The 21,791-nt window shown below is 65.8% G+C and carries 17 protein-coding genes and 1 pseudogene; 13 read left to right on the top strand and 5 right to left on the bottom strand.

Annotation, left to right across the window (positions count from 1 at the left end):
• Positions 1 to 110: 110 nt before the first annotated feature.
• Positions 111 to 2,051 (top strand): annotated as a pseudogene (gene ptsP / locus ACQKQA_RS22420) (phosphoenolpyruvate--protein phosphotransferase); the annotation flags it as partial.
• Positions 2,052 to 2,090: 39 nt separating this feature from the next.
• Here ptsP and ACQKQA_RS22415 read toward each other — a convergent pair.
• The gene (locus tag ACQKQA_RS22415; protein ID WP_427562533.1) at positions 2,091 to 2,837 is read right to left on the bottom strand and encodes an NRDE family protein; all 747 of its coding nucleotides are present in this window, start codon (positions 2,835 to 2,837) and stop codon (positions 2,091 to 2,093) included.
• A gap of 123 nt (positions 2,838 to 2,960) precedes the next feature.
• On the opposite strand from ACQKQA_RS22415, the gene ACQKQA_RS22410 reads away from it, so the two are divergent.
• The 3 genes from ACQKQA_RS22410 to ACQKQA_RS22400 all read left to right on the top strand — a co-directional run bounded on the left by ACQKQA_RS22410 (position 2,961) and on the right by ACQKQA_RS22400 (position 5,663).
• Positions 2,961 to 3,743 (top strand): sulfite exporter TauE/SafE family protein, encoded by a 783-nt coding sequence (locus tag ACQKQA_RS22410; protein ID WP_427562531.1) that lies wholly within the window; start codon positions 2,961 to 2,963, stop codon positions 3,741 to 3,743.
• Between the two features lie 79 nt (positions 3,744 to 3,822).
• Entirely contained in the window at positions 3,823 to 4,644 is an 822-nt protein-coding gene (lgt, locus tag ACQKQA_RS22405) for a prolipoprotein diacylglyceryl transferase (protein ID WP_427562528.1), read from the top strand.
• Between the two features lie 47 nt (positions 4,645 to 4,691).
• On the top strand, positions 4,692 to 5,663 hold the full coding sequence (locus ACQKQA_RS22400) for a thymidylate synthase (RefSeq protein WP_045880708.1): 972 nt from the start codon (positions 4,692 to 4,694) through the stop codon (positions 5,661 to 5,663).
• Between the two features lie 81 nt (positions 5,664 to 5,744).
• Here the strand turns inward: ACQKQA_RS22400 and cadR are convergent, their stop codons facing one another.
• Positions 5,745 to 6,194, bottom strand: coding sequence for a Cd(II)/Pb(II)-responsive transcriptional regulator (cadR, locus tag ACQKQA_RS22395; RefSeq protein ID WP_427562525.1), 450 nt, complete (start codon positions 6,192 to 6,194; stop codon positions 5,745 to 5,747).
• A gap of 85 nt (positions 6,195 to 6,279) precedes the next feature.
• Here cadR and ACQKQA_RS22390 point away from each other — a divergent pair, with 85 nt between their 5' ends.
• From ACQKQA_RS22390 to ACQKQA_RS22360, 7 genes are all read left to right on the top strand, one after another.
• Positions 6,280 to 8,652: a heavy metal translocating P-type ATPase gene (locus ACQKQA_RS22390; RefSeq protein ID WP_427562523.1), complete on the top strand. Its 2,373-nt coding sequence runs from the start codon at positions 6,280 to 6,282 to the stop codon at positions 8,650 to 8,652.
• 16 nt (positions 8,653 to 8,668) lie between these two features.
• Complete coding sequence (locus tag ACQKQA_RS22385; protein ID WP_427562520.1) at positions 8,669 to 9,532, top strand: LysR family transcriptional regulator; 864 nt, start codon at positions 8,669 to 8,671, stop codon at positions 9,530 to 9,532.
• A gap of 225 nt (positions 9,533 to 9,757) precedes the next feature.
• On the top strand, positions 9,758 to 10,834 hold the full coding sequence (locus ACQKQA_RS22380; RefSeq protein ID WP_427562517.1) for a putative 2-aminoethylphosphonate ABC transporter ATP-binding protein: 1,077 nt from the start codon (positions 9,758 to 9,760) through the stop codon (positions 10,832 to 10,834).
• A gap of 1 nt (position 10,835) precedes the next feature.
• The gene (locus tag ACQKQA_RS22375) at positions 10,836 to 12,560 is read left to right on the top strand and encodes a putative 2-aminoethylphosphonate ABC transporter permease subunit (protein ID WP_427562515.1); all 1,725 of its coding nucleotides are present in this window, start codon (positions 10,836 to 10,838) and stop codon (positions 12,558 to 12,560) included.
• A gap of 43 nt (positions 12,561 to 12,603) precedes the next feature.
• Positions 12,604 to 13,629 carry a putative 2-aminoethylphosphonate ABC transporter substrate-binding protein gene (locus ACQKQA_RS22370; protein ID WP_427562512.1) on the top strand — a complete coding sequence of 342 codons (1,026 nt, stop codon included), beginning with the start codon at positions 12,604 to 12,606 and terminating at the stop codon, positions 13,627 to 13,629.
• A gap of 107 nt (positions 13,630 to 13,736) precedes the next feature.
• Positions 13,737 to 14,870, top strand: coding sequence for a TIGR03364 family FAD-dependent oxidoreductase (locus ACQKQA_RS22365; RefSeq protein WP_427562510.1), 1,134 nt, complete (start codon positions 13,737 to 13,739; stop codon positions 14,868 to 14,870).
• The gene (locus ACQKQA_RS22360; RefSeq protein WP_427562507.1) at positions 14,870 to 15,424 is read left to right on the top strand and encodes a phosphonate degradation HD-domain oxygenase; all 555 of its coding nucleotides are present in this window, start codon (positions 14,870 to 14,872) and stop codon (positions 15,422 to 15,424) included. The genes ACQKQA_RS22365 and ACQKQA_RS22360 overlap by 1 nt, the downstream gene beginning before the upstream one ends.
• Before the next feature lie 54 nt (positions 15,425 to 15,478).
• Here the strand turns inward: ACQKQA_RS22360 and ACQKQA_RS22355 are convergent, their stop codons facing one another.
• On the bottom strand, positions 15,479 to 16,867 hold the full coding sequence (locus tag ACQKQA_RS22355) for a GTPase/DUF3482 domain-containing protein (RefSeq protein WP_427562504.1): 1,389 nt from the start codon (positions 16,865 to 16,867) through the stop codon (positions 15,479 to 15,481).
• Positions 16,860 to 18,239 carry a DUF2868 domain-containing protein gene (locus ACQKQA_RS22350; RefSeq protein ID WP_427562501.1) on the bottom strand — a complete coding sequence of 460 codons (1,380 nt, stop codon included), beginning with the start codon at positions 18,237 to 18,239 and terminating at the stop codon, positions 16,860 to 16,862. The genes ACQKQA_RS22355 and ACQKQA_RS22350 overlap by 8 nt, the downstream gene beginning before the upstream one ends.
• Before the next feature lie 96 nt (positions 18,240 to 18,335).
• On the opposite strand from ACQKQA_RS22350, the gene ACQKQA_RS22345 reads away from it, so the two are divergent.
• Positions 18,336 to 18,848 (top strand): dihydrofolate reductase, encoded by a 513-nt coding sequence (locus ACQKQA_RS22345; protein ID WP_427562499.1) that lies wholly within the window; start codon positions 18,336 to 18,338, stop codon positions 18,846 to 18,848.
• A gap of 104 nt (positions 18,849 to 18,952) precedes the next feature.
• Here the strand turns inward: ACQKQA_RS22345 and ACQKQA_RS22340 are convergent, their stop codons facing one another.
• On the bottom strand, positions 18,953 to 20,344 hold the full coding sequence (locus ACQKQA_RS22340; protein WP_427562496.1) for an L-cystine transporter: 1,392 nt from the start codon (positions 20,342 to 20,344) through the stop codon (positions 18,953 to 18,955).
• Between the two features lie 240 nt (positions 20,345 to 20,584).
• Here ACQKQA_RS22340 and ACQKQA_RS22335 point away from each other — a divergent pair, with 240 nt between their 5' ends.
• A complete protein-coding gene (locus ACQKQA_RS22335; protein ID WP_427562492.1) occupies positions 20,585 to 21,640 on the top strand; it encodes a haloacid dehalogenase-like hydrolase in 1,056 nt (351 codons plus the stop codon).
• The last annotated feature ends 151 nt before the right edge of the window (positions 21,641 to 21,791 follow it).

Here is a 21,791-nt window from a genome sequence, read left to right as displayed (position 1 = left end):
TCACTAATCCTGAAACGTGCAAGATCACAACCAACGCATCCTGCGCCCATGCTAGAAAAGCGCCTCATCCATCGCACCCGACATGAGGCCCATCCATGTCCCCGAGCAGGCCAATCATCCACCACCGGCGGGTCGTCGGCGTCCTGGTGATCCAGCAAAAGGAGCGCCGGCAGTTCGACGAAGGCGAAGAAGCCTTCCTGGTGACCATGAGCGCCCAGCTGGCAGGCGTTATCGCCCATGCCGAAGCCACCGGTTCGATCCGGGGCCTGGGTCGCCAGGGCAAGGGCATCCAGGAAGCCAAGTTCGTCGGCGTGCCCGGTTCGCCAGGCGCGGCGGTGGGGACCGCGGTGGTCATGCTGCCGCCGGCCGACCTGGATGTGGTGCCTGACAAGAGCATCAGCGACATCGACGCCGAGCTGGCGCTGTTCAAGACCGCCATCGAAGGCGTGCGCGCCGACATGCGCACGCTCTCGGAAAAACTCGCCACCCAGCTGCGCCCCGAAGAACGAGCGCTGTTCGACGTCTACCTGATGATGCTCGACGATGCCTCCCTGGGCAGCGAAGTGACCACCGTGATCAAGACCGGCCAATGGGCCCAGGGCGCGTTGCGCCAGGTGGTCGCCGATCACGTCAGCCGTTTCGAACTGATGGACGACGCCTACCTGCGCGAGCGGGCCTCGGACGTCAAGGACCTGGGCCGCCGCCTGCTGGCGTATCTGCAGGAAGAGCGCCAGCAGACCCTGGTCTACCCCGACAACACCATCCTGGTCAGCGAAGAGCTGACGCCGGCCATGCTCGGCGAGGTGCCGGAAGGCAAGCTGGCCGGCCTGGTGTCGGTCCTGGGTTCGGGCAACTCCCACGTGGCGATCCTGGCGCGGGCCATGGGCATCCCGACGGTGATGGGCCTGGTCGACCTGCCGTACTCCAAGGTCGACGGCATCGACATGATCGTCGACGGCTACCACGGCGAGGTCTACACCAACCCTAGCGACGTGCTGCGCAAGCAGTTCGCCGACGTGGTCGAGGAAGAGAAGCAACTGGCCCTGGGCCTGGATGCGCTGCGCGACCAGCCGTGCGTGACCCTGGACGGCCACCGCATGCCGCTGTGGGTCAACACCGGCCTGCTGGCGGATGTGGCGCGGGCGCAGAAGCGTGGCGCCGAAGGCGTGGGCCTGTACCGCACCGAAGTGCCGTTCATGATCAACCAACGTTTTCCGAGCGAGAAGGAGCAGCTGGCGATCTATCGCGAGCAACTGTCGGCCTTCCATCCGCAACCGGTGACGATGCGCAGCCTGGACGTGGGCGGCGACAAGTCACTGTCGTATTTCCCGATCAAGGAAGACAACCCCTTCCTCGGCTGGCGCGGCATTCGCGTCACCCTCGACCACCCCGAGATTTTCCTCGTCCAGACCCGCGCCATGCTCAAGGCCAGCGAAGGCCTGAACAACCTGCGCATTCTCCTGCCGATGATCTCCGGCACCCATGAGCTGGAAGAAGCCCTGCACCTGATCCACCGCGCCTGGGGCGAGGTACGCGACGAAGGCACCGACGTGCCGATGCCGCCGGTCGGGGTGATGATCGAGATTCCTGCCGCCGTGTACCAGACCAAGGAACTGGCGCGCCAGGTGGATTTCCTGTCGGTCGGCTCCAACGACCTGACCCAGTACCTGCTGGCCGTGGACCGCAACAACCCGCGGGTGGCGGACCTCTACGACTACCTGCACCCGGCGGTGCTGCAAGCCTTGCAGACCGTGGTGCGCGACGCCCATGCCGAAGGCAAGCCTGTGAGCATCTGCGGGGAAATGGCCGGCGATCCGGCGGCGGCGGTGCTGCTGATGGCGATGGGTTTCGACAGCCTGTCGATGAACGCCACCAACCTGCCGAAAGTGAAGTGGATGCTGCGTCAGATCAATCTCAGCAAGGCCAAGGAACTGCTGGCCGAGCTGATGACCATCGACAACCCGCAAGTTATCCACAGTTCGCTGCACCTGGCGCTGAAGAGCCTGGGCCTGGCGCGGATGATCAATCCGGCGTCGGCCAAGACTCTGTAACAGCCATCGCGAGCCAGCTCGCTCCTCCGGGAGCGAGCCTCAAACCCTCAGCTCCACCTCTCCCAGATGCCCGCCATAGGGCCCGAAGCTACGCTCGACCATATGCCGCGAACCATCGGCCCTGACGATCAGCGCCGTGCTGGCCCGCGTGCCATAACTGGGGCTGGCGATAAACACGCTCGACAGCAGGCTCTCGGTGGCCAGGCCGACCCCGGTGTCGGGCAGGTCGGCGAACGGCGCGGTCTGGTTATCGCCGAGCAGCGCCAGCAAGGCCTGGGGCTGCGGGTCGTCCAGTACTTCCTGCAAGGCGGCCCGGGCCTTGAGCAACTTGGGCCAGGGGGTATCGAGCCCGGCATTCGACAGGCCGTAGACGCCGCTGCCCAGTTGCTGCGGCTCGCGCTCCAGGGCGTTGTAGTGCCAGAGTTGATCGCGAGTACCGATCAGCAGGTTGAAACCGGCGTATTCCAGCGATCGGCCGACAACGTCGGCCAAATAGTCGTCTATCGAGGCTTTCGTGCTGAGAAAACGTGCCACCAGCTCGCCCCGAGAGCGCCGGGCGGGCGGTTGGTGGGGATTGCGGATATTGGTCAGGGCGGCGAAACGCCCGTCGGCGCCGACGCCGAGCCAGGTGCCACCGGCTTCCAGGTCGCGCCCGGCATAGATGTCGGGGGCTTCGGGCCATTGCGCCAGCGGCAGGCTGGGGCGGGCGTAGAACTCGTCACGGTTGGCCGCGACGATCAGGGGCAGGGCGTGGCCCGGCCGCCAGGCGAACACGATCAGGCACATCAGGTGGTCTCTTTGGTGTTTTTTGCCCACTTTACGCACAGACCGGCCGGGTATCCATCGCCATCCAGTGGAGCCTGAGGCCATGCTTCCGTTACCATGCCGCTCTCTTTTCGGGATGCCTACATGGAATTTCTGCTCTATCTGCTGCTGGGTGCCTGCGCAGGCATATTGGCCGGGCTGTTCGGCGTGGGTGGCGGCATCATCATCGTTCCCGTACTGGTGTTCAGCTTCACGCTGCAGGGTTTCGATCCGTCGATCCTGACCCACCTGGCGGTCGGTACATCGCTGGCGACCATCATCTTCACCTCGGTCAACGCGGTTCGCGAGCACCAGCGCAAAGGCGCGGTACGCTGGCCGATCTTTGCCTGGATGACCCTGGGCATCCTGTTGGGCGCCGGGGTCGGGGCCCTGACGGCCGAGGCCATCTCCGGGCCGAACCTGCAGAAAATCATCGGCGTCTTCGCCCTGGTGGTTGCGCTGCAGATGGCCCTGGAGCTGCGCCCCAAGGCCAGCCGGGAGGTTCCCGGCAAGTTCGGGCTGACCCTGGCCGGCAGTGTGATCGGCTGGGCTTCGGCGATTTTCGGCATCGGCGGCGGCTCGTTGACCGTGCCGTTCCTGACCTGGCGCAGCGTGCCGATGCAGCAGGCGGTGGCCACGTCCTCGGCCTGCGGTTTGCCGATCGCCGTGGCCAGTGCCATAAGTTTCATGATTCTGGGCTGGCATGATCCGCTGCTACCGGCTCATAGTCTGGGTTTTGTGTATTTGCCGGCGCTGTTGGGGATCGCCCTCACCAGCATGGTCTTTGCCCGGTTCGGCGCGCGCCTGGCCCATCGCCTGTCGCCGCGTCTGTTGAAGCGCTTGTTCGCCGCCCTGCTGTTTGTGGTCGGCCTGACGTTCCTGCTCTGACAGGTTGCGCAATCCTGGCTTAATCCGCCCGTGGCATGGTCCCGGCGCATATCGAGTTTCACGCTAACGAGGAGTCGCAATGCTGCCTTACCCGCAGATCGACCCGGTGGCCCTGGCCATCGGTCCGCTGAAAATTCACTGGTACGGCCTGATGTACCTGATCGGCATCGGTGGCGCCTGGCTGCTGGCGTCGCGCCGGTTGAGCCGCTTCGACCCGACCTGGACCAAGGAGAAGCTCTCCGACATGGTGTTCTGGATGTCGATGGGGGTCATTGTCGGCGGGCGCCTGGGCTATGTGCTGTTCTACGACCTGAGCGCCTACCTGGCCAACCCGATGCTGATCTTCGAAGTCTGGAAGGGCGGCATGTCGTTCCACGGCGGCTTCATCGGGGTGATGCTGGCGGCCTTGTGGTTCGGCAAGCGCAACAACAAGTCGTTCTTCCAGCTGATGGACTTCGTCGCGCCGATGGTGCCGATCGGCCTGGGCGCCGGGCGTATCGGCAACTTCATCAACGCCGAGCTGTGGGGCAAACCGACCGACCTGCCCTGGGCGATGATCTTCCCGCCGTTCAGCGATCCGGCCCAGTTGCCGCGCCATCCTTCGCAGCTGTATCAGTTCGCCCTGGAAGGCGTGGCGCTGTTCCTCATCCTCTGGCTGTTCTCGCGCAAACCCCGCCCAACCATGGCGGTTTCCGGGATGTTCGCCCTGTTTTACGGCATTTTCCGCTTTATCGTCGAGTTCGTCCGGGTGCCGGATGCGCAGCTGGGCTATCTGGCGTGGAACTGGCTGACCATGGGCCAGGTGCTGTGCGTGCCGATGATCGTCGGCGGCCTGTTCCTGATCTGGCTGGCCTACCATCGCGCTCCAGCGGCACCGGCGGCGAAAGACGCCGCGCTCTAATTCGGAACGCAGGGCGCGAGCCCTGCCTTCAAGGACACAGGTAATACATGAAGCAATATCTCGATCTGGTCGCCCACGTCATCAAGAACGGCACCAAGCAGGCCAACCGCACCGGTGTGAACACCATCAGCTTCCCCGGCGCGATGCTGCGTTACGACCTGAAAGACGGTTTCCCGGCGATCACCACCCGCAAGATGGCCTTCAAGTCGGCCATCGGCGAGATGTGCGGATTCCTGCGCGGGGTGAACAACGCCGCCGAGTTCCGCGCCCTGGGCTGCAAGGTCTGGGACCAGAACGCCAACGAAAACGCCCAGTGGCTGGCCAACCCGTTCCGCCAGGGCGAGGACGACCTGGGGGAGATCTACGGCGTGCAATGGCGCAAGTGGCCGGCGTACAAGCAGATCCCCCTGAGCAACCCGGCCGCCATCGAGCAGACCCTGGGCCAGGGCTACCGGCAGATCGCCGAAGGCGAGGAAAACGGCCAGGCCTATGTGGTGCTGTACAAGGCCATCGACCAGGTGCGCCAGTGCGTGGACACCATCATCAAGGACCCGGGCAGCCGCCGCATCCTGTTCCACGGCTGGAACTGCGCCCAGCTGGATGAAATGGCCCTGCCGCCGTGCCATCTGCTGTACCAGTTCCACCCGAACGTGGAGACCCGGGAAATCTCCCTGACCCTCTACATCCGTTCCAACGACCTGGGCCTGGGCACGCCGTTCAACCTCACCGAGGGCGCCGCGCTGCTGAGCCTGATCGGGCGCCTGACCGGCTACACCCCGCGTTGGTTCACCTATTTCATCGGCGATGCCCACGTCTACGAGAACCACCTGGACATGCTCAACGAACAGCTCAAGCGCGAGCCGTTCCCGATGCCGAAACTGGTGATTTCCGATCGCGTGCCGGAGTTCGCCAAGACTGGCGTGTATGAGCCGGAGTGGCTGGAAAAGGTCGAGCCGAGCGACTTCTCGCTGGAAGGCTACCAGCACCACGCGCCGATGACCGCGCCGATGGCGGTTTGACCAAAGCCTTAGGGCGCAATGATCGCGGGCAAGCCTCGCTCCTACGCACGGTAGGAGCGAGGTTTGCCCGCGATGTCGTTTCTAGTGGCCGTGACTGCGGCCCACGTGTGAATCCCCGGTCTCGCTGGGGGCCACCGAGCCGCTGACTTCCAGGCTCTGCAAAATCCCGCACTGATCCAGGTCCGGCCCTTCGCTGCAGCGATGGCGCAGGTCGACCAGCTGTGCCTGCAAGGCCAGCAAGCCGTCGATCCGCGCCTTGACGTGGTGGATATGCTCGTCGATCAGCGCGTTCACGCTCTGGCACTGGTCTTGCGGGCTGTCGCGCAGGTTCAGCAGGCTGCGGATTTCCTCGAGGGTCATGTCCAGGCTGCGGCAGTTGCGGATGAAGGTCAGGCGCTCGGTATGGGCCTGGGTGTACAGGCGGTAATTGCCTTCGCTGCGGGCGGGTTCCGGCAGCAGGCCTTCGCGTTCGTAGTAACGGATGGTTTCCACCTGGCAGTCGGTCAGTTTCGCCAGTTCGCCAATTTTCATCGCGACAATCTCCGAGAGGGTGCTTGACCCTATAGTGGCTACAGGGTGTTCACTTGGCAACAGGCACCTTTTTGGAAGCGATCCCATGAGCGATTCCCTGCACACCCACGGCAAGCCCGGCGCTAAGTCCAAGCACAAGCATGCCGACCACGACCACGACCACGGTCATAGCCATAGCCACGATCATGGCCACGAGCACAGTCATAGCCATGACCACGGTCACGATCATAGCCATGACCATGGCGCCAAGCTGCAGTTGGTCAAAACCCACGATCATGCCAGCCACGGCGGCTCCTGCTGTTCGTCCGCCGCCGCGCCGTCGCTGATCAAACTCAGCACGGCGACGAGCGCCAATGCGCGCCTGAGCAGTTTCCGCATCGACGCCATGGACTGCCCGACCGAGCAGACGCTGATCCAGAACAAGCTGGGCAAGCTGGCGGGTGTGCAGCAACTGGAGTTCAACCTGATCAACCGGGTGCTGGGCGTGACCCACGACCTGGCGGATACCGCGCCGATCATCGCCGCGATCAAGTCCCTGGGCATGGAGGCCGAACCTATCGGCCTGGACGGTGCCTCGCAGGCCCCGGCCGCGGCTCCGGCGAAAAAGCACTGGTGGCCGCTGGCGCTGTCCGGCGTCACTGCGCTGGCCGCGGAAGTGGTGCACTTCACCAGCGCCGCGCCGACCTGGGCGGTGGCGGTGCTCGCCCTGGTGTCGATCCTCAGCGGCGGCCTGGGCACCTACAAGAAGGGCTGGATCGCCCTGAAGAACCTCAACCTGAACATCAACGCGCTGATGAGCATCGCCGTGACCGGCGCCGTGCTGATCGGCCAGTGGCCGGAGGCGGCCATGGTGATGTTCCTGTTCACCGTGGCCGAGTTGATCGAAGCCAAGTCCCTGGACCGCGCGCGCAACGCCATCAGCGGCCTGATGCAGATGACCCCGGAAAAGGTCACGGTGCAGGATGCGGACGGCAGCTGGCGCGAACAGGAAGCCAAAAACGTCGAACTCGGCGCGCTGGTGCGGGTGCGTCCCGGCGAGCGCATCGGCCTGGACGGCGAGGTCACGGCGGGCAGTTCGACCATCGACCAGGCACCGATCACCGGCGAAAGCCTGCCGGTGGAAAAGACCGTGGGCGACAGGGTGTTCGCCGGCACCATCAACCAGGCCGGCTCCCTGGAGTACCGGGTGACCGCAGCAGCCAACAACTCGACCCTGGCGCGGATCATCCATGCCGTGGAACAGGCCCAGGGCGCGCGCGCTCCGACCCAGCGTTTCGTCGACAGCTTCTCGAAAGTCTATACGCCTGCGGTGTTCGCCTTCGCCCTGGCCGTGGCGGTGATTCCGCCGCTGTTCATGGGTGCCGCCTGGTTCGACTGGATCTACCGCGCCCTGGTGCTGCTGGTGGTGGCCTGCCCGTGCGCCCTGGTGATTTCCACCCCGGTGACCATCGTCAGCGGCCTGGCCGCGGCGGCGCGCAAAGGCATCCTGATCAAGGGCGGGGTGTACCTGGAGGGCGGTCACAAGCTCGACTACCTGGCCCTGGACAAGACCGGCACCATCACCCACGGCAAGCCGGTACAGACCGACTTCCTGTCCCTCGACCCGCTGGCGGACGACAGCGCCCCGGCCATTGCTGCCAGCCTGGCGGCCCGTTCGGACCACCCGGTATCCCTGGCCATCGCCAACGCGGCTGTGGATAAGCAGCTGAGCCTGCGCCCTGTGGATAACTTCGAGGCCCTGGCTGGCCGTGGGGTGCGTGGGGAAATCGACGGTCAGCTCTACCACTTGGGCAACCACCGCCTGGTGGAGGAGTTGAGGCTGTGCTCGCCGGCCCTGGAAGAGAAGCTGTTCGCCCTGGAGCGGCAGGGCAAGACTGTGGTGCTGTTGCTCGACAGCGCCGGCCCCCTGGCCCTGTTCGCCGTGGCGGATACGGTCAAGGAGTCCAGCCGCGAGGCGATCCGGCAACTGCATGAGCTGGGGATCAAGACCCTGATGCTGACTGGCGACAACCCGCACACCGCCGAGGCCATTGCCGCCCAGGTGGGGATCGATCAGGCCCGCGGCGACCTGTTGCCCACCGACAAGCTGCAGGCCATCGAAGACCTGTATGCCCGGGAGCATCGGGTCGGCATGGTCGGTGACGGCATCAACGACGCCCCGGCCCTGGCCCGCGCGGAGATCGGTTTCGCCATGGCCGCGGCGGGCACCGATACCGCCATCGAAACCGCCGATGTCGCGCTGATGGACGACGATCTGCGCAAGATCCCGGCGTTTGTCCGGCTGTCGCGCCAGACCTCGAGCATCCTCGTGCAAAATATCGCCCTGGCCCTGGTCATCAAGGCGATCTTTCTTGGGGTAACCTTCGCCGGGTTGGCCACCATGTGGATGGCCGTGTTCGCCGACATGGGCGTCAGTCTGTTGGTGGTGTTCAACGGTTTGCGCCTGTTGCGCAAATAGAGGATGAGAGGCGGTAGTGCTGAGTGCCGAGCTGAAGGCGTTTTACATGGTGGCCCGCCTGGGCAGCATCACCCAGGCGGCGAAAAAGCTCGGCCTGAGCCAGCCCACGGTGACCACCCAGATTCGCCATCTGGAAAGCCAGTACGCCGTCGAGCTGTTCTATCGTGGCGGCCGGCGCCTGAGTGTCAGCGAGGAGGGCGCCCGGCTGCTGCCGATGGTCAAGGCGTTGCTGCAGCAGGAAGCCGATATCGAGTTTTTCCTGCGTAACAGCGGCCAGTTGCAGGGCATCCTGCGGATTGCCGCCACCGCGCCGTATTACATCCTCGATCTGGTGAAGACCTTTCGCGAGCGCCTGCCCCAGGTGGAGGTATCGGTGGAGATCGGCAACTCCCAGCAGGTGCTGGAGTCGCTGGAGGAGTACCGGGTCGACATCGCCGCCTCGTCGCAGTTGCTCGAGGATTCGCGGCTGGTCCGCCGGGTCCTCGGCAGTGACCCGCTGGTGCTGGCGGTGCACCGCAATCATCCCCTGGCCGCCCTCGATCACGTGCCGCTGAGCGCCCTGGCCGGGCATACCCTGCTGATGCGCGAACCGGGCTCCACCACCCGGCGCCTGACCGAGGAGCTGCTCGACAGTGCCCGGGTCGGCTTCGGGCCGCTGCTGGAAATCGGCAGCCGCGAATCGATCCGCGAAGCGGTGCTGCGCAATATCGGCATCAGCATCATCGCCCGCCAGGAAGTGCCCCACGATCCGCAGTTGCGGGTGCTGACCATCGAGAATGCGCCACAGATCGCCGAGTACCTGTACTGCCTCAAGGAACGCAAGGGCGCGCGCCTGCCGGCGGCCTTCCTCGGCCTGGCCCAGGAAATGGCGCCGGCCTGAACAGCCACCTGCTGCGCAGGTGATCGCGGGCAAGCCTCGCTGCTACAGACGACAGATGCGTTGGCTTGTGTAGGAGCGAGGCTTGCCCGCGATGGCGTCGGTACGGCCAGCTCGGCATGCAACCCAAATCCGCCAATACCACTATCGGCAGCTTTTGCTTCATTGCCACAGTAACTACGCATTCGTTCCCTAGGATGGCCTGCATCTGCTTGATGAGGCCCGTCCATGAACCACCCGATCGCAACTGCCCTGAGCAACCCCGGCGCGCCCATGCGGGTGCGCGGGATGCAGAAACGCTTTGGCGCTTTCACCGCGCTGGATAACGTCTCCCTGGATGTGGCGGCCGGCGAGCTGGTGTGCCTGCTGGGCCCGTCGGGGTGCGGCAAGACCACCTTGCTGCGCTGCATCGCCGGCCTCGAGCGCCAGGACCAGGGCGAGTTGTACCTGGGCAGCCGCGACGTCTCGCACCTGGCGCCCCAGGCCCGGGATTACGGCATCCTGTTCCAGTCCTATGCGCTGTTCCCCAACCTCAGTGTCGAAGCCAACATCGCCTATGGCCTGGCCGGCAGCGGCCGCGACGAAGTGCGCCAGCGCGTGGCGCAGATGCTGGAGCTGGTGGGCCTGACCGGCAGCGAAAAGAAATACCCCGGCCAGCTGTCGGGCGGCCAGCAGCAGCGGGTGGCCCTGGCGCGGGCCCTGGCCCCGGCGCCGTCGCTGCTGTTGCTCGACGAACCGATGTCGGCCCTGGATGCTCGGGTCCGTGAGCATCTGTGCACTGAGTTGCGCCAGTTGCAGCGGCGCCTGGGCATCACCACCCTGATGGTCACCCACAACCAGGACGAGGCCATGCTGATGGCCGACCGCATCGCCGTGATGAATAACGGCAAGGTCGAGCAGTACGCCACGCCCCAGGAAATCTACGATCGTCCGGCCACCCCGTTCGTTGCCGAGTTCGTCGGCCAGGGCAACTGGCTGCCGTTCCGCCGCAGCAGCGACAGCCACGCCCAGGTCGGCGGGATGAATGTGCGGCTGGCGGCCGACTCCGGCACGGCTGCGTCGGGCCGCTTGTTCTGCCGCCCGGAGGCGATCAGCGTCAACCCGCCGGTGCACGAGGAAAACCTGTTCCCGGCCAAGGTCCGGGAAATCACCTTCCTCGGCAACCGTTGCCGCATGAGCTTCGAACTCAACGAGCTGCCCGGCCATCCGCTGCTGGCCGAGCTGGCCCCGGAAGCCATGCCGCGTCTGGGGGCCCAGGACATCTGGGTCGCCCTGCCGCCGCGCAGCCTGCAGGTGTTTGCCTGAGATGGCCGTTGAACTGAGCCTGCCGCTACCCGCGAAACGGGCGCGCCAAGTGGCCCGGGCGGAAATCGGCGACCGTATTTTCGTGCTCGGCGGCAAACTGCTGCTGCTTGTGCTGCTGGGATTGGCGGTGCTGCTGCCGTTGCTGGCGATCTTCTGGCGCGGCTTCAGTGGCGAAGCCGGGCAGGGCGGTGGCCTGACCGCCGCCCGGGAGCTGCTGACCAGCGCCAACTTCCACTGGCTGCTGGGCAACAGCCTGAAAGTCTCCCTCAGCGTCGCCGCCATCGTGGTACCGCTGGCGTACCTGTTCGCCTATGCCCTGCAACGCACCCTGATTCCCGGCAAGGCCATCTGGCGCGGCATGTCCCTGCTGCCGTTGATGGCGCCGTCGATGCTGCCGGGCATTGCCCTGGTCTATCTGTTCGGCAACCAGGGCCTGCTCCGTGGCCTGCTCTCGGACAACATCTATGGCTTCTGGGGCATCGTCCTTGGCGAGGTGATCTACACCTTTCCCCACGCCTTGATGATCCTGCTGTCGGCCCTGTCCCTGGCCGATGCGCGGCTGTTCGACGCCGCCTCGAGCATGGGCGCGAGCCCGGCCAAGGCCTTTCGCAGCATCACGTGGCCGGCCACTCGCCAGGCAGTGTTTGCCGCGTTCTGCCTGGTGTTCACCCTGACCATCACCGATTTCGGCGTGCCGGTAGTGGTCGGTGGCGACTATCAGGTGCTGGCGCTGGAGGCCTACAAGGCGGTGGTCGGCCAGCAGCAGTTCGGCCGTGGCGCCCTGATCGGCATGGTGCTGTTGCTGCCGGCGCTGTTCAGCTTCGGCGTCGACGCCTGGCTGCGCCGGCGCCATGGCGACTCCATGAGCGGCCGGGCCCAGGTCTTCAAACCGGCACCCTCTCGCGTAAGAGACGGCTGTTACCTGGCGATCGTGCTGCTGATCTGCGCGGCGCTGCTGCTGGTGTTCGGCATGGCGGTGTTCTCGTCGCTGGTGAAGTTCTGGCCCTACAACCTGTCGCTGTCGCTCAACCACTATCAGTTCAACGACACCGCCGGTGGCGGCTGGCTGGCCTACCGCAACAGCCTGACCATGGCCCTGTGCACGGCGCTGATCGGCAGCGCGCTGATCTTCACCGGCGCCTACCTGATGGAGAAGACCCGCTCCCAGCGCGGCCTCAACCTGGCGCTGCGCATGCTCAGCTTCGTGCCGATGGCGGTGCCGGGCCTGGTGCTGGGCCTGGGCTATGTCTTCTTCTTCAACCTCGGCGGCAATCCACTGCATGTGTTCTACGGCAGCATGACCCTGCTGGTGGTGTGCACCATCGCCCACTACCTGACCACCGCACAGATGACCGCCACCACCGCCCTGCGCCAGCTCGACGCCGAGTTCGAGGCCGCCGCGCTGTCGCTCAAGGCGCCGCTGTACCGTCATTACCTGCGGGTCACGGTGCCGATCTGCCTGCCGGCGCTACTGGACATCGTGCGCTATCTGTTCGTCTCGGCCATGACCACCGTCTCGGCGGCGATCTTCCTCTACAGCCCCGACACCATCCTCGCGGCGGTGGCAGTGCTGAACATGGACGACGCCGGCAACGTCGGCGGCGCGGCCGCCATGTCGACCCTGATCCTCTTTACCTCGGCGGGCGTGTCCCTGCTCCTGGCCTGGGCTTCGCGCGGCTTGCTGCGCCGCTCCCAGGCCTGGCGGCAGAGCGCGCCCGGTCACTGAATCTGTCCAACCCGCACTTCCACCCCAGAAAAGGAACCGCACCATGTTCAAGCCCCTGGCTGTTGCCGCTGCTGTCCTCACTGCTTTCAGCATGAACGCCTTTGCCGCGAAGACCGAACTGACGGTCTATACCGCCCTGGAAGCCGAGCAGCTCAAGAGCTACAAGCAGGCCTTCGAAGCCGCCAACCCGGACGTGGAAATCAAATGGGTGCGCGACTCCACCGGGATCATCACCGCCAAGCTGCTGGCGGAAAAAGCCCGGCCGCAGGCGGACGCGGTGTGGGGCCTGGCCGCCTCCAGCCTGGCGATCCTCGACCAGCAAGGCATGCTGCAAAGCTACGCGCCGAAGGATCTGGACAAGATCGGCGGCAACTACCGCGACGCCGCCAACCCGCCAGCCTGGGTCGGCATGGACGTGTGGGCCGCGACCATCTGCTTCAACAGCGTCGAAGCCGAAAAGCAGGGCCTGACCAAGCCGGTGAGCTGGCAGGACCTGACCAAGCCTGAGTACAAGGGCAAGATCGTCATGCCGAACCCGGCGTCGTCCGGCACCGGTTTCCTCGACGTCAGCGCCTGGCTGCAGACCTTCGGCGAGAAGCAGGGCTGGCAGTACATGGACGATTTGCACCAGAACATCGGCCAGTACGTCCACTCCGGTTCCAAACCGTGCAAGCTGGCGGCGGCGGGCGAATTCCCGATCGGCATCTCCTTCGAATACCCGGCCGTGCAGCTCAAGCGCCAGGGCGCGCCGCTGGACATCGTGCTGCCCAAGGAAGGCCTGGGCTGGGAAATCGAAGCCACCGCGGTGATCAAGGGCACCCCCCATGAAGAGGCGGCGAAGAAGCTCGCCGACTTCTCCGCCAGCCCGGCGGCCATGGAGCTGTACAAGGAAAACTTCGCGGTCCTGGCCCAGTCGGGCATCGCCAAGCCGCAGACCGAACTGCCGGCCGACTACGAACAGCGCCTGATCAAGAACGACTTCGCCTGGGCCTCGAAGAACCGCGACGAGATCCTGGCCGAATGGCGCAAGCGTTACGACGGCAAGTCCGAGAAGGTCGCCGCCAAGTAATCGACAGACCCTATCGCGGATCGGCCTCGCTTATACGGACGCTTCTGTAGGAGCGAGGCTTGCCCGCGATTTGACCTCGCAGAGGTCATCTTTCAAGGAATCCACCCATGAGCAACCACAACGACCTGCTGATCGTCGGCGCCGGCATTCTTGGGCTGTCCCATGCCTATGCCGCCGCCAAACGCGGCCTGCGGGTCCGGGTTTTCGAGCGCAGCGCCACGCCCCTGGGTGCGTCGGTGCGCAATTTCGGCCAGGCCCTGGTGACCGGCCAGCCGCCCGGGGTGATGCTCGACCTGGCCCGGGCCAGCCGCGGCATCTGGGGCGACTGGTCAAGGCTTGCCGGCTTGCCGCTCAAGCGCAACGGTTCCTACCTGTTCGCCCGCACCGAAGCCGAAGAGCACTTGCTGCAGGCCTTCTGCGCCGGCCGCGCCCGGGAGCACGGCTACCGCGTCGAACTGCTGCGCGGCGCGGCCTTGAACGACCTGTACGGCGGCCGCTTCCGCCATCACCGCGCGGCGTTGCATGGCCTGGACGACCAGCAGCTGTATTCCCGGGAGGCCATCCCGATGCTGATCGACTTCCTGCGCCGCGACCTCGGGGTGGAGTTCCATTTTTCCACCCTGGTGCGCGACATCGAGCCCGGCCAACTGCACAGCACCGCCGGCAGCTTTAGCGCGACGCAGATCCTGGTCTGCTCCGGGCATGACTACCAGACCCTGCTGGCCGAGCCGATTGCCGCCCTAGCGCCGCAGGTCTGTCGCCTGCAAATGCTCCGCGCCCGCCCCGAAGTGCAACTGGACCTGCAGCACGCGCTGCTCACCGGCCTGAGCTGCGTGCACTACGGCGCCTTCTCCGACCTGCCCGAAGCGGCGGCGGTGCAGGCACAGATCCTGCGGCACACGCCGCACCTGCATGAGAACGGCATCCACCTGCTGATCAGCCCGACCCCCTATGGCGAGCTGATCATCGGCGACTCCCACCATTACGGCAGCGATCCGTCGCCGTTCAATGCCGAGCAGGTGGACGACTGGATGCTCGAGCTGGCCGAGCACACCCTGGGCTGCAAGGTGCGGGTGGTGGAGCGCTGGCAGGGCGTGTATGGCGCCCGCGGGCCGGGGCCGTTCTCGTTCCTGCAGCCGGCCGCCGGGGTCAGCGTGGCGCTGATGCATACCGGGGTGGGCATGAGCGTCGGTCCGGCCATGGCCGAGGGCAATATCGCCCGCTTACTGGAGGAAGCCTGATGGGGCCTGAACAGCGGATCGCCGAGGTGTTCGGCCTGTACGAACGTTTTGGCGACAGCGACTACATCGGCGAGCCGGTGTCGCAGATCGAGCACATGTCCCAGGCTGCGCAGCTGGCCATGGCCGAGGGCTTCGACGACGAGGTGGTGTTGGCGGCGTTCTTCCACGATATCGGGCATATCTGCGGACAGGATGGCGAGAACATGGGTGGTTTCGGCGTGGTCAGCCATGAGCGGCTGGGGGCGGACTACCTGCGCCGCGCCGGCTTCAGCGAGCGCCTGGCGCGGCTGGTGGAATCTCATGTGCAGGCCAAGCGTTACCTGACCTTCAAGGAACCGGCGTACTACCAGCGCCTGAGCGAGGCCAGCCGGCGCACCCTGGAATATCAGGGCGGGGCGATGAGTGCCGAGGAGGCCCGGGCCTTCGAGCAGGACCCGCTATGCGCGGTCAGCCTGCGCCTGCGCCACTGGGACGAACAGGCCAAGGAGCTGTGGGTGCCGGTGATGGATTTGCAGGTGCTCAAGGACAAGGCGGCGCGGCTGTTGGCTGCCTGATCCGGGTTCTGCGGTGCCTGGGCCCGCGATGACGTCCGTCAGAGCGACGCTGATCTACTCCTCGACCACCAGCTTCTGCGCCAACGCCTCGATCTGCTCCTGGCGCTCGGCCTGGCTCAGGCGCGCCCCAGGGTTGAGCGACGACCACTGCGGATGGGCCCGGGCCTTGGTCAGGGCCTCCGGCAGCTTGCCTTCGCGCCAACTCTGGTCCTGGGGCGTGGCCAGCTGAATGCTGCTCAGCGCCGCATGACCCCGCGCGTCCAGCGCCTGCACCAGCTGCCGTTGGCGCAAGGCCAGGAGGCGCAGCACGCTGTCGTCCACGGTCAGCTCGCGCTGGCCCTTGAGCTTGCCCAGCAGACGGCCGCCGTAGCTGCGGGCAGTTTGCAGTGCACCGCCGGCGATGGCCCCGGCCAGGGCCGCCGCGCCCAGGGTCAGACCGCCCACCAGCAGGTCGACGCCCGCCCCGGCCGCCGCGCCGGCGGCAATCCCGCCGCCGACCCGCACTCCAAGCTGCTTGAGGGTTTCCGGGTTGAACAGGTCATCGCCCCAGCGCTCGTCGAGCAGTGGCAGATCGCTGGCGGCAGCGTCCTGCGGGCGGAACGCGTAGAGCTTGAGCAGCGCCTCGACGCAGCGCTGCTCCCGTTGACGCACGGCCTTGCGCAGCTCGCCGATGGCTTGCCGCTCCTGCTCGACCTCGCTGACCACGCTGCGCCGGCAGGCGGCGCAGTCGATCAACAGTTCGGCGATCAGCCGCGCGGCGCTTTGCCGGCGGGCCGCGCGTTGCGCCTGCTGATCGGCGATCAGCCGCTCCAGTTGCGGCCGCGAGCTTTCCAGAAGCAAGGCCAGGCTTTCATACAGCCGGCGCTCGCCGTCCTCCGGCGGCGCCACGCTGTCGAAGCGTACCAGCGCGTGCAGGCCCAGGCGGGCCAGGGCTTCGCGCCAGTCCGGTTCGCGGTGGTTGGCGCTGCTGACGAAGTTCAGCACCGGCAGCAGCGGCTTGCCGCAACTGGACAGCACTTCCAGCTCGTCGCGGTATTTGGCCAGCACCGGCTCGCGGGCGTCGATCACATACAGCCCGGCGTCGGAGGCCAGCAGCTGGCGCAGCACCTTGGCTTCCTGTTCGAAACGCTGGCGCGCCTCGCTGCCGTCGAGAAAGCGCCCCAGGCGCGCCGGGCCATCCAGGCGCTCGCCGGGGTGTTCCAGGCGTTCCAGGTAGTCGAGCAGGGCGATGGCGTCTTCCAGGCCGGGGGTGTCGTACAGGTCGAGCAAGGGTTCGCCTTCCACCGACAGCCGCGCGCCCTCGACATGGCGGGTGGTGCTGGGGCGATGAGACACCTCACCGAACCCGACATCCCGGGTCAGGGTGCGCAGCAGGGAGGTCTTGCCGACGTTGGTGTGGCCGACCACCGCCAGCTTCAGCGGCGGCTTGCGAGTGTCAGTCATGCCCGGTCTCCAGCCAGTTCAGCGGCGCGCAATCGGCGAACGGCAACTCCAGTTGTTGTAGCGCTACATGCCAGTCACCCAGGCGTTCGGCGTCCAGGGCCTGGCCCGTTGGCGCCTGCAACAGCCAGACCCGGGTGGCGCTGGCGCTGCGCGCCAGTTCGGCGATCAACGCCAGGCTGCCGCGGTCCGGCGAGCGTCGCGGGTCGCAGGCGATGGCCAGGCGCGTCGGTGGAAAGCGGCTCATCTGTTCCAGCAGCTTGTGCCGGGACTCGCGGCTGTCGAGGATGCCGGCGTCTTTCACCGTGGCCGGCAAGTGCGGCGGCCAGGGGCGCTGGTCGTCCAGTTCGATGGCCACCAGCAGGGCGCCATCGCTGTCGTGCGCGCTGACGCCGCCTTCGACGCGGTGCAGCCGTTCCGGCGCGGCGTCGTTGATTCCCAGGCGTTCGCTGCTGGGCATCAGGCGTTCACGCAACTGGCTGTAGCCGGGGAGATTGAGGTCCAGTTGCAGGCGCGCCTGGCCGTGCTTCCAGCGCCAGCGGCAAAGCAGCATCAGCAGCAGGCGCGGCAGTACGCCATAGATCACCAGCGCCCCCACCAGCCAGACCGCCCAGGACTGGCGAACCAGTTCGGTGTTGTAGACGTCCCGGGTGCTGGCGTGAATCATTTCCACGGTCGGCGCCCCGAAACCTATGGCCCGGGGGAGGGCGGCGAGGGCATTGGTCATCGCCACGAAGGCATCGGCGCCGAGCAGGGTGCTTTCCCAGTAGAAGCCGTAGCGCCGGGTGATCAGCAGCATCAGCAGGATCGCCACGGCACTGAGCAGGGCCAGCAGCCACAGGCCGTTGACCAGGGTGCCGACGGCCCAGCGATTGAGTTTGCGCCGTTGCAGCAACAGCAGCAGGGCGGGGGCCAGTTGCACGGCCTTGGCGTCGCGGGCGAGCCGGGCGCTGAGCCATAGCCACAGTCGGCCGAGGCTGGCGCCCTGTTCGCCGGCGAACAGCAGGCCCAGCGCCCAGCCCAGCAGCAGAAGCAGGTTGAGGCCGAGCAGGCTGCCCAGGGCCCAGAACACATTGACTGGGGCTTGCCCGTTACCCAGGGCGGCGAAGGCCAGGCCGGCGCCGCTGACCAGGGCCAGCAGCGCCAGCAGCCACAGCGCCAGGCGCGCGCCCTGAGTCCAGTGGCGCAGGGCCGCGGCCAGGCCGTCGCGTTCGGCCAGCCACAGCGCGCGGTAGTGGATGCGGCTCGCCAGGTCGCCGCCGGCGGTACGGGCCAGGCGATTGGCTTCCTGGTCTTCCAGGGCGCCGGCCTGTTCTTCGCGCAGGCGCACGGCTTCGGTGAGCCAGAGTTTTTCCAGTGGGGTCAGGGCTGTCACGCGTGATTCCGTTACTCGAATGAGCGCTGAGCATAACTGTTGTGGTGCTGGTCGGGGTACGTTGCGGGGCGCCAAGCCTCTGGTATCCTCGCCGGCATGAAAAAATCTCTCCCCCTCAGCCTGATCGCGGCGCTCGGTGAAAACCGCGTGATCGGCGTCGACAACAGCATGCCCTGGCACCTGCCGGGGGACTTCAAATATTTCAAGGCCACCACCCTGGGCAAGCCGATCATCATGGGGCGCAAGACCTGGGATTCCCTCGGCCGGCCATTGCCGGGCCGGTTGAATATCGTGGTCAGCCGCCAGGCCGATCTGCGCCTGGAAGGCGCCGAGGTGTATCCGTCGCTGGAAGCCGCGGTGGCGCGGGCCGAGCAGTGGGCGCTGGAGCAGGGCGTTGGCGAGCTGATGCTGATCGGCGGTGCGCAGCTGTATGCGCAGGGGCTGGAGCAGGCCGATCGCCTGTACCTGACCCGCGTGGCGCTGAGCCCGGAAGGGGATGCGTGGTTCCCGGAGTTCGACCTGAATCAGTGGAAGCTGGTGTCGGATGTGCCGAACCCGGCGGAAGGCGACAAGCCGGCCTACAGCTTCGAAGTCTGGGAGAAGCGTTAAAAGCATCGCGGGCAAGCTCCGCTCCTACAGAAGACACCTTCATCTGTAGGAGCAGGGGGGACGCCCAGTCCTTGCCCGCGATAGGTTTCTAAAGGTCGCAGCGTTTACGCCTGCGCCAACTCCGCATGCTCATCGGCATCGAGCTTTTCTTTATCGGTCTGCTGCATGATCTGGCTGGTGATTGCCCCGGCGGTCATCGAGCCGCTGACGTTCAGCGCGGTACGGCCCATGTCGATCAGCGGCTCCACCGAAATCAGCAGCGCCACCAGGGACACCGGCAAGCCCATGGCCGGCAGCACGATCAGCGCGGCGAAGGTCGCACCACCGCCCACCCCGGCCACCCCGGCCGAACTCAAGGTCACGATGGCCACCAGGGTCGCGATCCACAGCGGGTCCAGCGGGTTGATGCCCACGGTCGGGGCGACCATCACCGCCAGCATCGCCGGGTACAGGCCGGCACAGCCGTTCTGGCCGATGGTCGCGCCGAACGAGGCGGCGAAGCTGGCGATGGACTGCGGAATGCCCAGGCGGCTGGTCTGCGCCTCGATGCTCAGCGGGATGGTCGCGGCGCTGGAGCGGCTGGTGAAGGCGAAGGTCAGCACCGGCCAGACCTTGCGGAAGAAGCGCAGCGGGTTGATCCCGGCCAGCGACACCAGCAGGCCATGGACCACGAACATCAGGCCCAGGCCGATGTAGGACACCACCACGAAACTGCCGAGCTTGATGATGTCCTGCAGGTTGGAACTGGCGACCACCTTGGTCATCAGCGCCAGCACGCCGTAGGGGGTCAGTTTCATCACCAGGCGCACCAGGCGGGTGACCCAGGCTTGCAGGGTGTCGATGGCGTTGACCACTTTCTGGCCTTTTTCCACATCGTCCTTGAGCAGCTGCAGGGCGGCGATGCCGAGGAAGGCGGCGAAGATCACCACGCTGATGATCGAGGTCGGCTTGGCCCGGGCCAGGTCGGCGAAGGGGTTCTGCGGAATGAACGACAGCAGCAGCTGCGGAATATTCAGGTCGGCCACCTTGCCCGCGTAATCGCTCTGGATCACCTGCAGGCGCGCCATTTCCTGGGTGCCGGCCACCAGCCCTTCGGCGGTCAGGCCGAACAGGTTGGTCAGGGCGATGCCGATCACCGCGGCGATGGCGGTGGTGAACAGCAGGGTGCCGATGGTCAGGAAGCTGATCTTGCCCAGGGACGAGGCGTTGTGCAGCCGCGCCACGGCACTGAGGATCGAGGCGAACACCAGCGGGATCACGATCATCTGCAGCAGTTGCACATAACCGTTGCCCACCAGGTCGAACCAGGCGATGGAGGTTTTCAGGACAGGGTTGCCGGCACCGTAGAGGCTGTGCAGGGCAACGCCGAAGACCACGCCCAGCACCAGCGCCAGCAGGACCTTCTTGGCCAGGCTCCAGGTGGTGTGACGGGTTTGTGCCAGGCCCAGCAGCAAGGCCAGGAACACCAGCAGATTGAGGATCAGCGGCAGGTTCATTGAGGCTCCCTATGACTTGTGCCAATCGCGTGTGGCGGCGATTGCGAACCGGCAAGCCTAACAGCTTGATATCTAATGAATTAATATCAAAAACGCATTGAGACTGTCGTTTTTGGAATAAGGCGCTGACGCTCAGGCACATGTCGGTGGCGGAATCAGGACGCGGGCGGTCGCCCACAGGCGAGGATTGTCACAACGATTTGTTAGCGTCGATCTCTTTCAATCAGGGAGAAAACGCCGATGAAACTCGCTCCGAAATTTCTGGTTGCCGCACTCTGCCTGGGCCTTGCCGGCCAGGCCTTCGCCACCGACTTGAAGCACTGGCCCGCGGATCAGGCCAAGCAACTGGACGCGATGATCGCGGCCAATGCCAACAAGGGTAACTTCGCGGTGTTCGACATGGACAACACCAGTTACCGCTACGACCTGGAAGAGTCGCTGCTGCCGTTCATGGAGAACAAGGGCCTGATCACCCGCGAGACCCTCGACCCGTCCCTGAAGCTGATGCCGTTCAAGGACACCGCCGAGCACAAGGAAAGTCTCTTCAGCTACTACTATCGCCTCTGCGAAGTCGACGACATGGTCTGCTACCCCTGGGTGGCGCAGGTGTTCTCCGGCTTCACCCTCAAGGAACTCAAGGGCTATGTCGACGAGTTGATGGCCTCCGGCAAGCCGGTCAAGAGCACCTACTACGACGGCGATACGGTCAAGGACATCGAGGTCAACCCGCCGAAGGTCTTCACCGGCCAGGCCGAGCTGTACAACAAGCTGATGGAGAACGGCATCGAGGTCTACGTGATGACTGCCGCTTCCGAGGAGCTGGTGCGCATGGTCGCGTCCGATCCGAAGTACGGCTACAACGTCAAGCCGCAGAATGTCATCGGCGTGACCACCCTGCTCAAGGACCGCAAGACCGGCGAGCTGACCACCGCGCGCAAGCAGATCACCGCCGGCAAGTATGACGAGAAGGCCAACCTCGGCCTGGAGCTGACCCCGTACCTGTGGACCCCGGCGACCTGGATGGCCGGCAAGCACGCGGCGATCCTGACTTACATCGACGAGTGGAAAAAACCGGTGCTGGTGGGCGGCGACACTCCGAGCAGCGACGGCTACATGTTGTTCCATGGTGTCGACGTGGCCAAGGGCGGCATCCACCTGTGGGTCAACCGCAAGGACAAGTACATGGCCCAGATCAACGGCATGATGGCCAAGCACGCCGCGGCCCAGGCCAAGGAAGGGCTGCCGGTGACGGCGGACAAGAACTGGGTGATCGTCAAGCCGGAAGACATCCAGTAACAGCGGGTTGAACCCATCGCGGGCAAGCCTCGCTCCTACAGGATCACGCATACCCCCGAGGATGCCGGGGTTGCCCCGCATCTCCCCACCACCCGGCGCCCGACAACCGTAACGTGGAGGAGCTCATCAGCGCCCAAAAGGCGGGGCCGCC

This window comes from Pseudomonas sp. NPDC089530, assembly GCF_050280705.1.
GTDB lineage: Bacteria > Pseudomonadota > Gammaproteobacteria > Pseudomonadales > Pseudomonadaceae > Aquipseudomonas.
This window is presented reverse-complemented; position numbering and strand designations above follow the sequence as displayed.

Coding starts and splice junctions, on each gene's coding strand:
- lgt (WP_427562528.1), top strand. CDS start 3,823: ATGCTGCCTTACCCGCAGATCGACCCGGTGGCCCTGGCCATCGGTCCG.
- ACQKQA_RS22415 (WP_427562533.1), bottom strand. CDS start 2,837: ATGTGCCTGATCGTGTTCGCCTGGCGGCCGGGCCACGCCCTGCCCCTG.
- ACQKQA_RS22400 (WP_045880708.1), top strand. CDS start 4,692: ATGAAGCAATATCTCGATCTGGTCGCCCACGTCATCAAGAACGGCACC.
- ACQKQA_RS22365 (WP_427562510.1), top strand. CDS start 13,737: ATGAGCAACCACAACGACCTGCTGATCGTCGGCGCCGGCATTCTTGGG.
- ACQKQA_RS22360 (WP_427562507.1), top strand. CDS start 14,870: ATGGGGCCTGAACAGCGGATCGCCGAGGTGTTCGGCCTGTACGAACGT.
- ACQKQA_RS22345 (WP_427562499.1), top strand. CDS start 18,336: ATGAAAAAATCTCTCCCCCTCAGCCTGATCGCGGCGCTCGGTGAAAAC.
- ACQKQA_RS22340 (WP_427562496.1), bottom strand. CDS start 20,344: ATGAACCTGCCGCTGATCCTCAATCTGCTGGTGTTCCTGGCCTTGCTG.
- ACQKQA_RS22410 (WP_427562531.1), top strand. CDS start 2,961: ATGGAATTTCTGCTCTATCTGCTGCTGGGTGCCTGCGCAGGCATATTG.
- ACQKQA_RS22380 (WP_427562517.1), top strand. CDS start 9,758: ATGAACCACCCGATCGCAACTGCCCTGAGCAACCCCGGCGCGCCCATG.
- ACQKQA_RS22335 (WP_427562492.1), top strand. CDS start 20,585: ATGAAACTCGCTCCGAAATTTCTGGTTGCCGCACTCTGCCTGGGCCTT.
- ACQKQA_RS22355 (WP_427562504.1), bottom strand. CDS start 16,867: ATGACTGACACTCGCAAGCCGCCGCTGAAGCTGGCGGTGGTCGGCCAC.
- ACQKQA_RS22390 (WP_427562523.1), top strand. CDS start 6,280: ATGAGCGATTCCCTGCACACCCACGGCAAGCCCGGCGCTAAGTCCAAG.
- cadR (WP_427562525.1), bottom strand. CDS start 6,194: ATGAAAATTGGCGAACTGGCGAAACTGACCGACTGCCAGGTGGAAACC.
- ACQKQA_RS22375 (WP_427562515.1), top strand. CDS start 10,836: ATGGCCGTTGAACTGAGCCTGCCGCTACCCGCGAAACGGGCGCGCCAA.
- ACQKQA_RS22370 (WP_427562512.1), top strand. CDS start 12,604: ATGTTCAAGCCCCTGGCTGTTGCCGCTGCTGTCCTCACTGCTTTCAGC.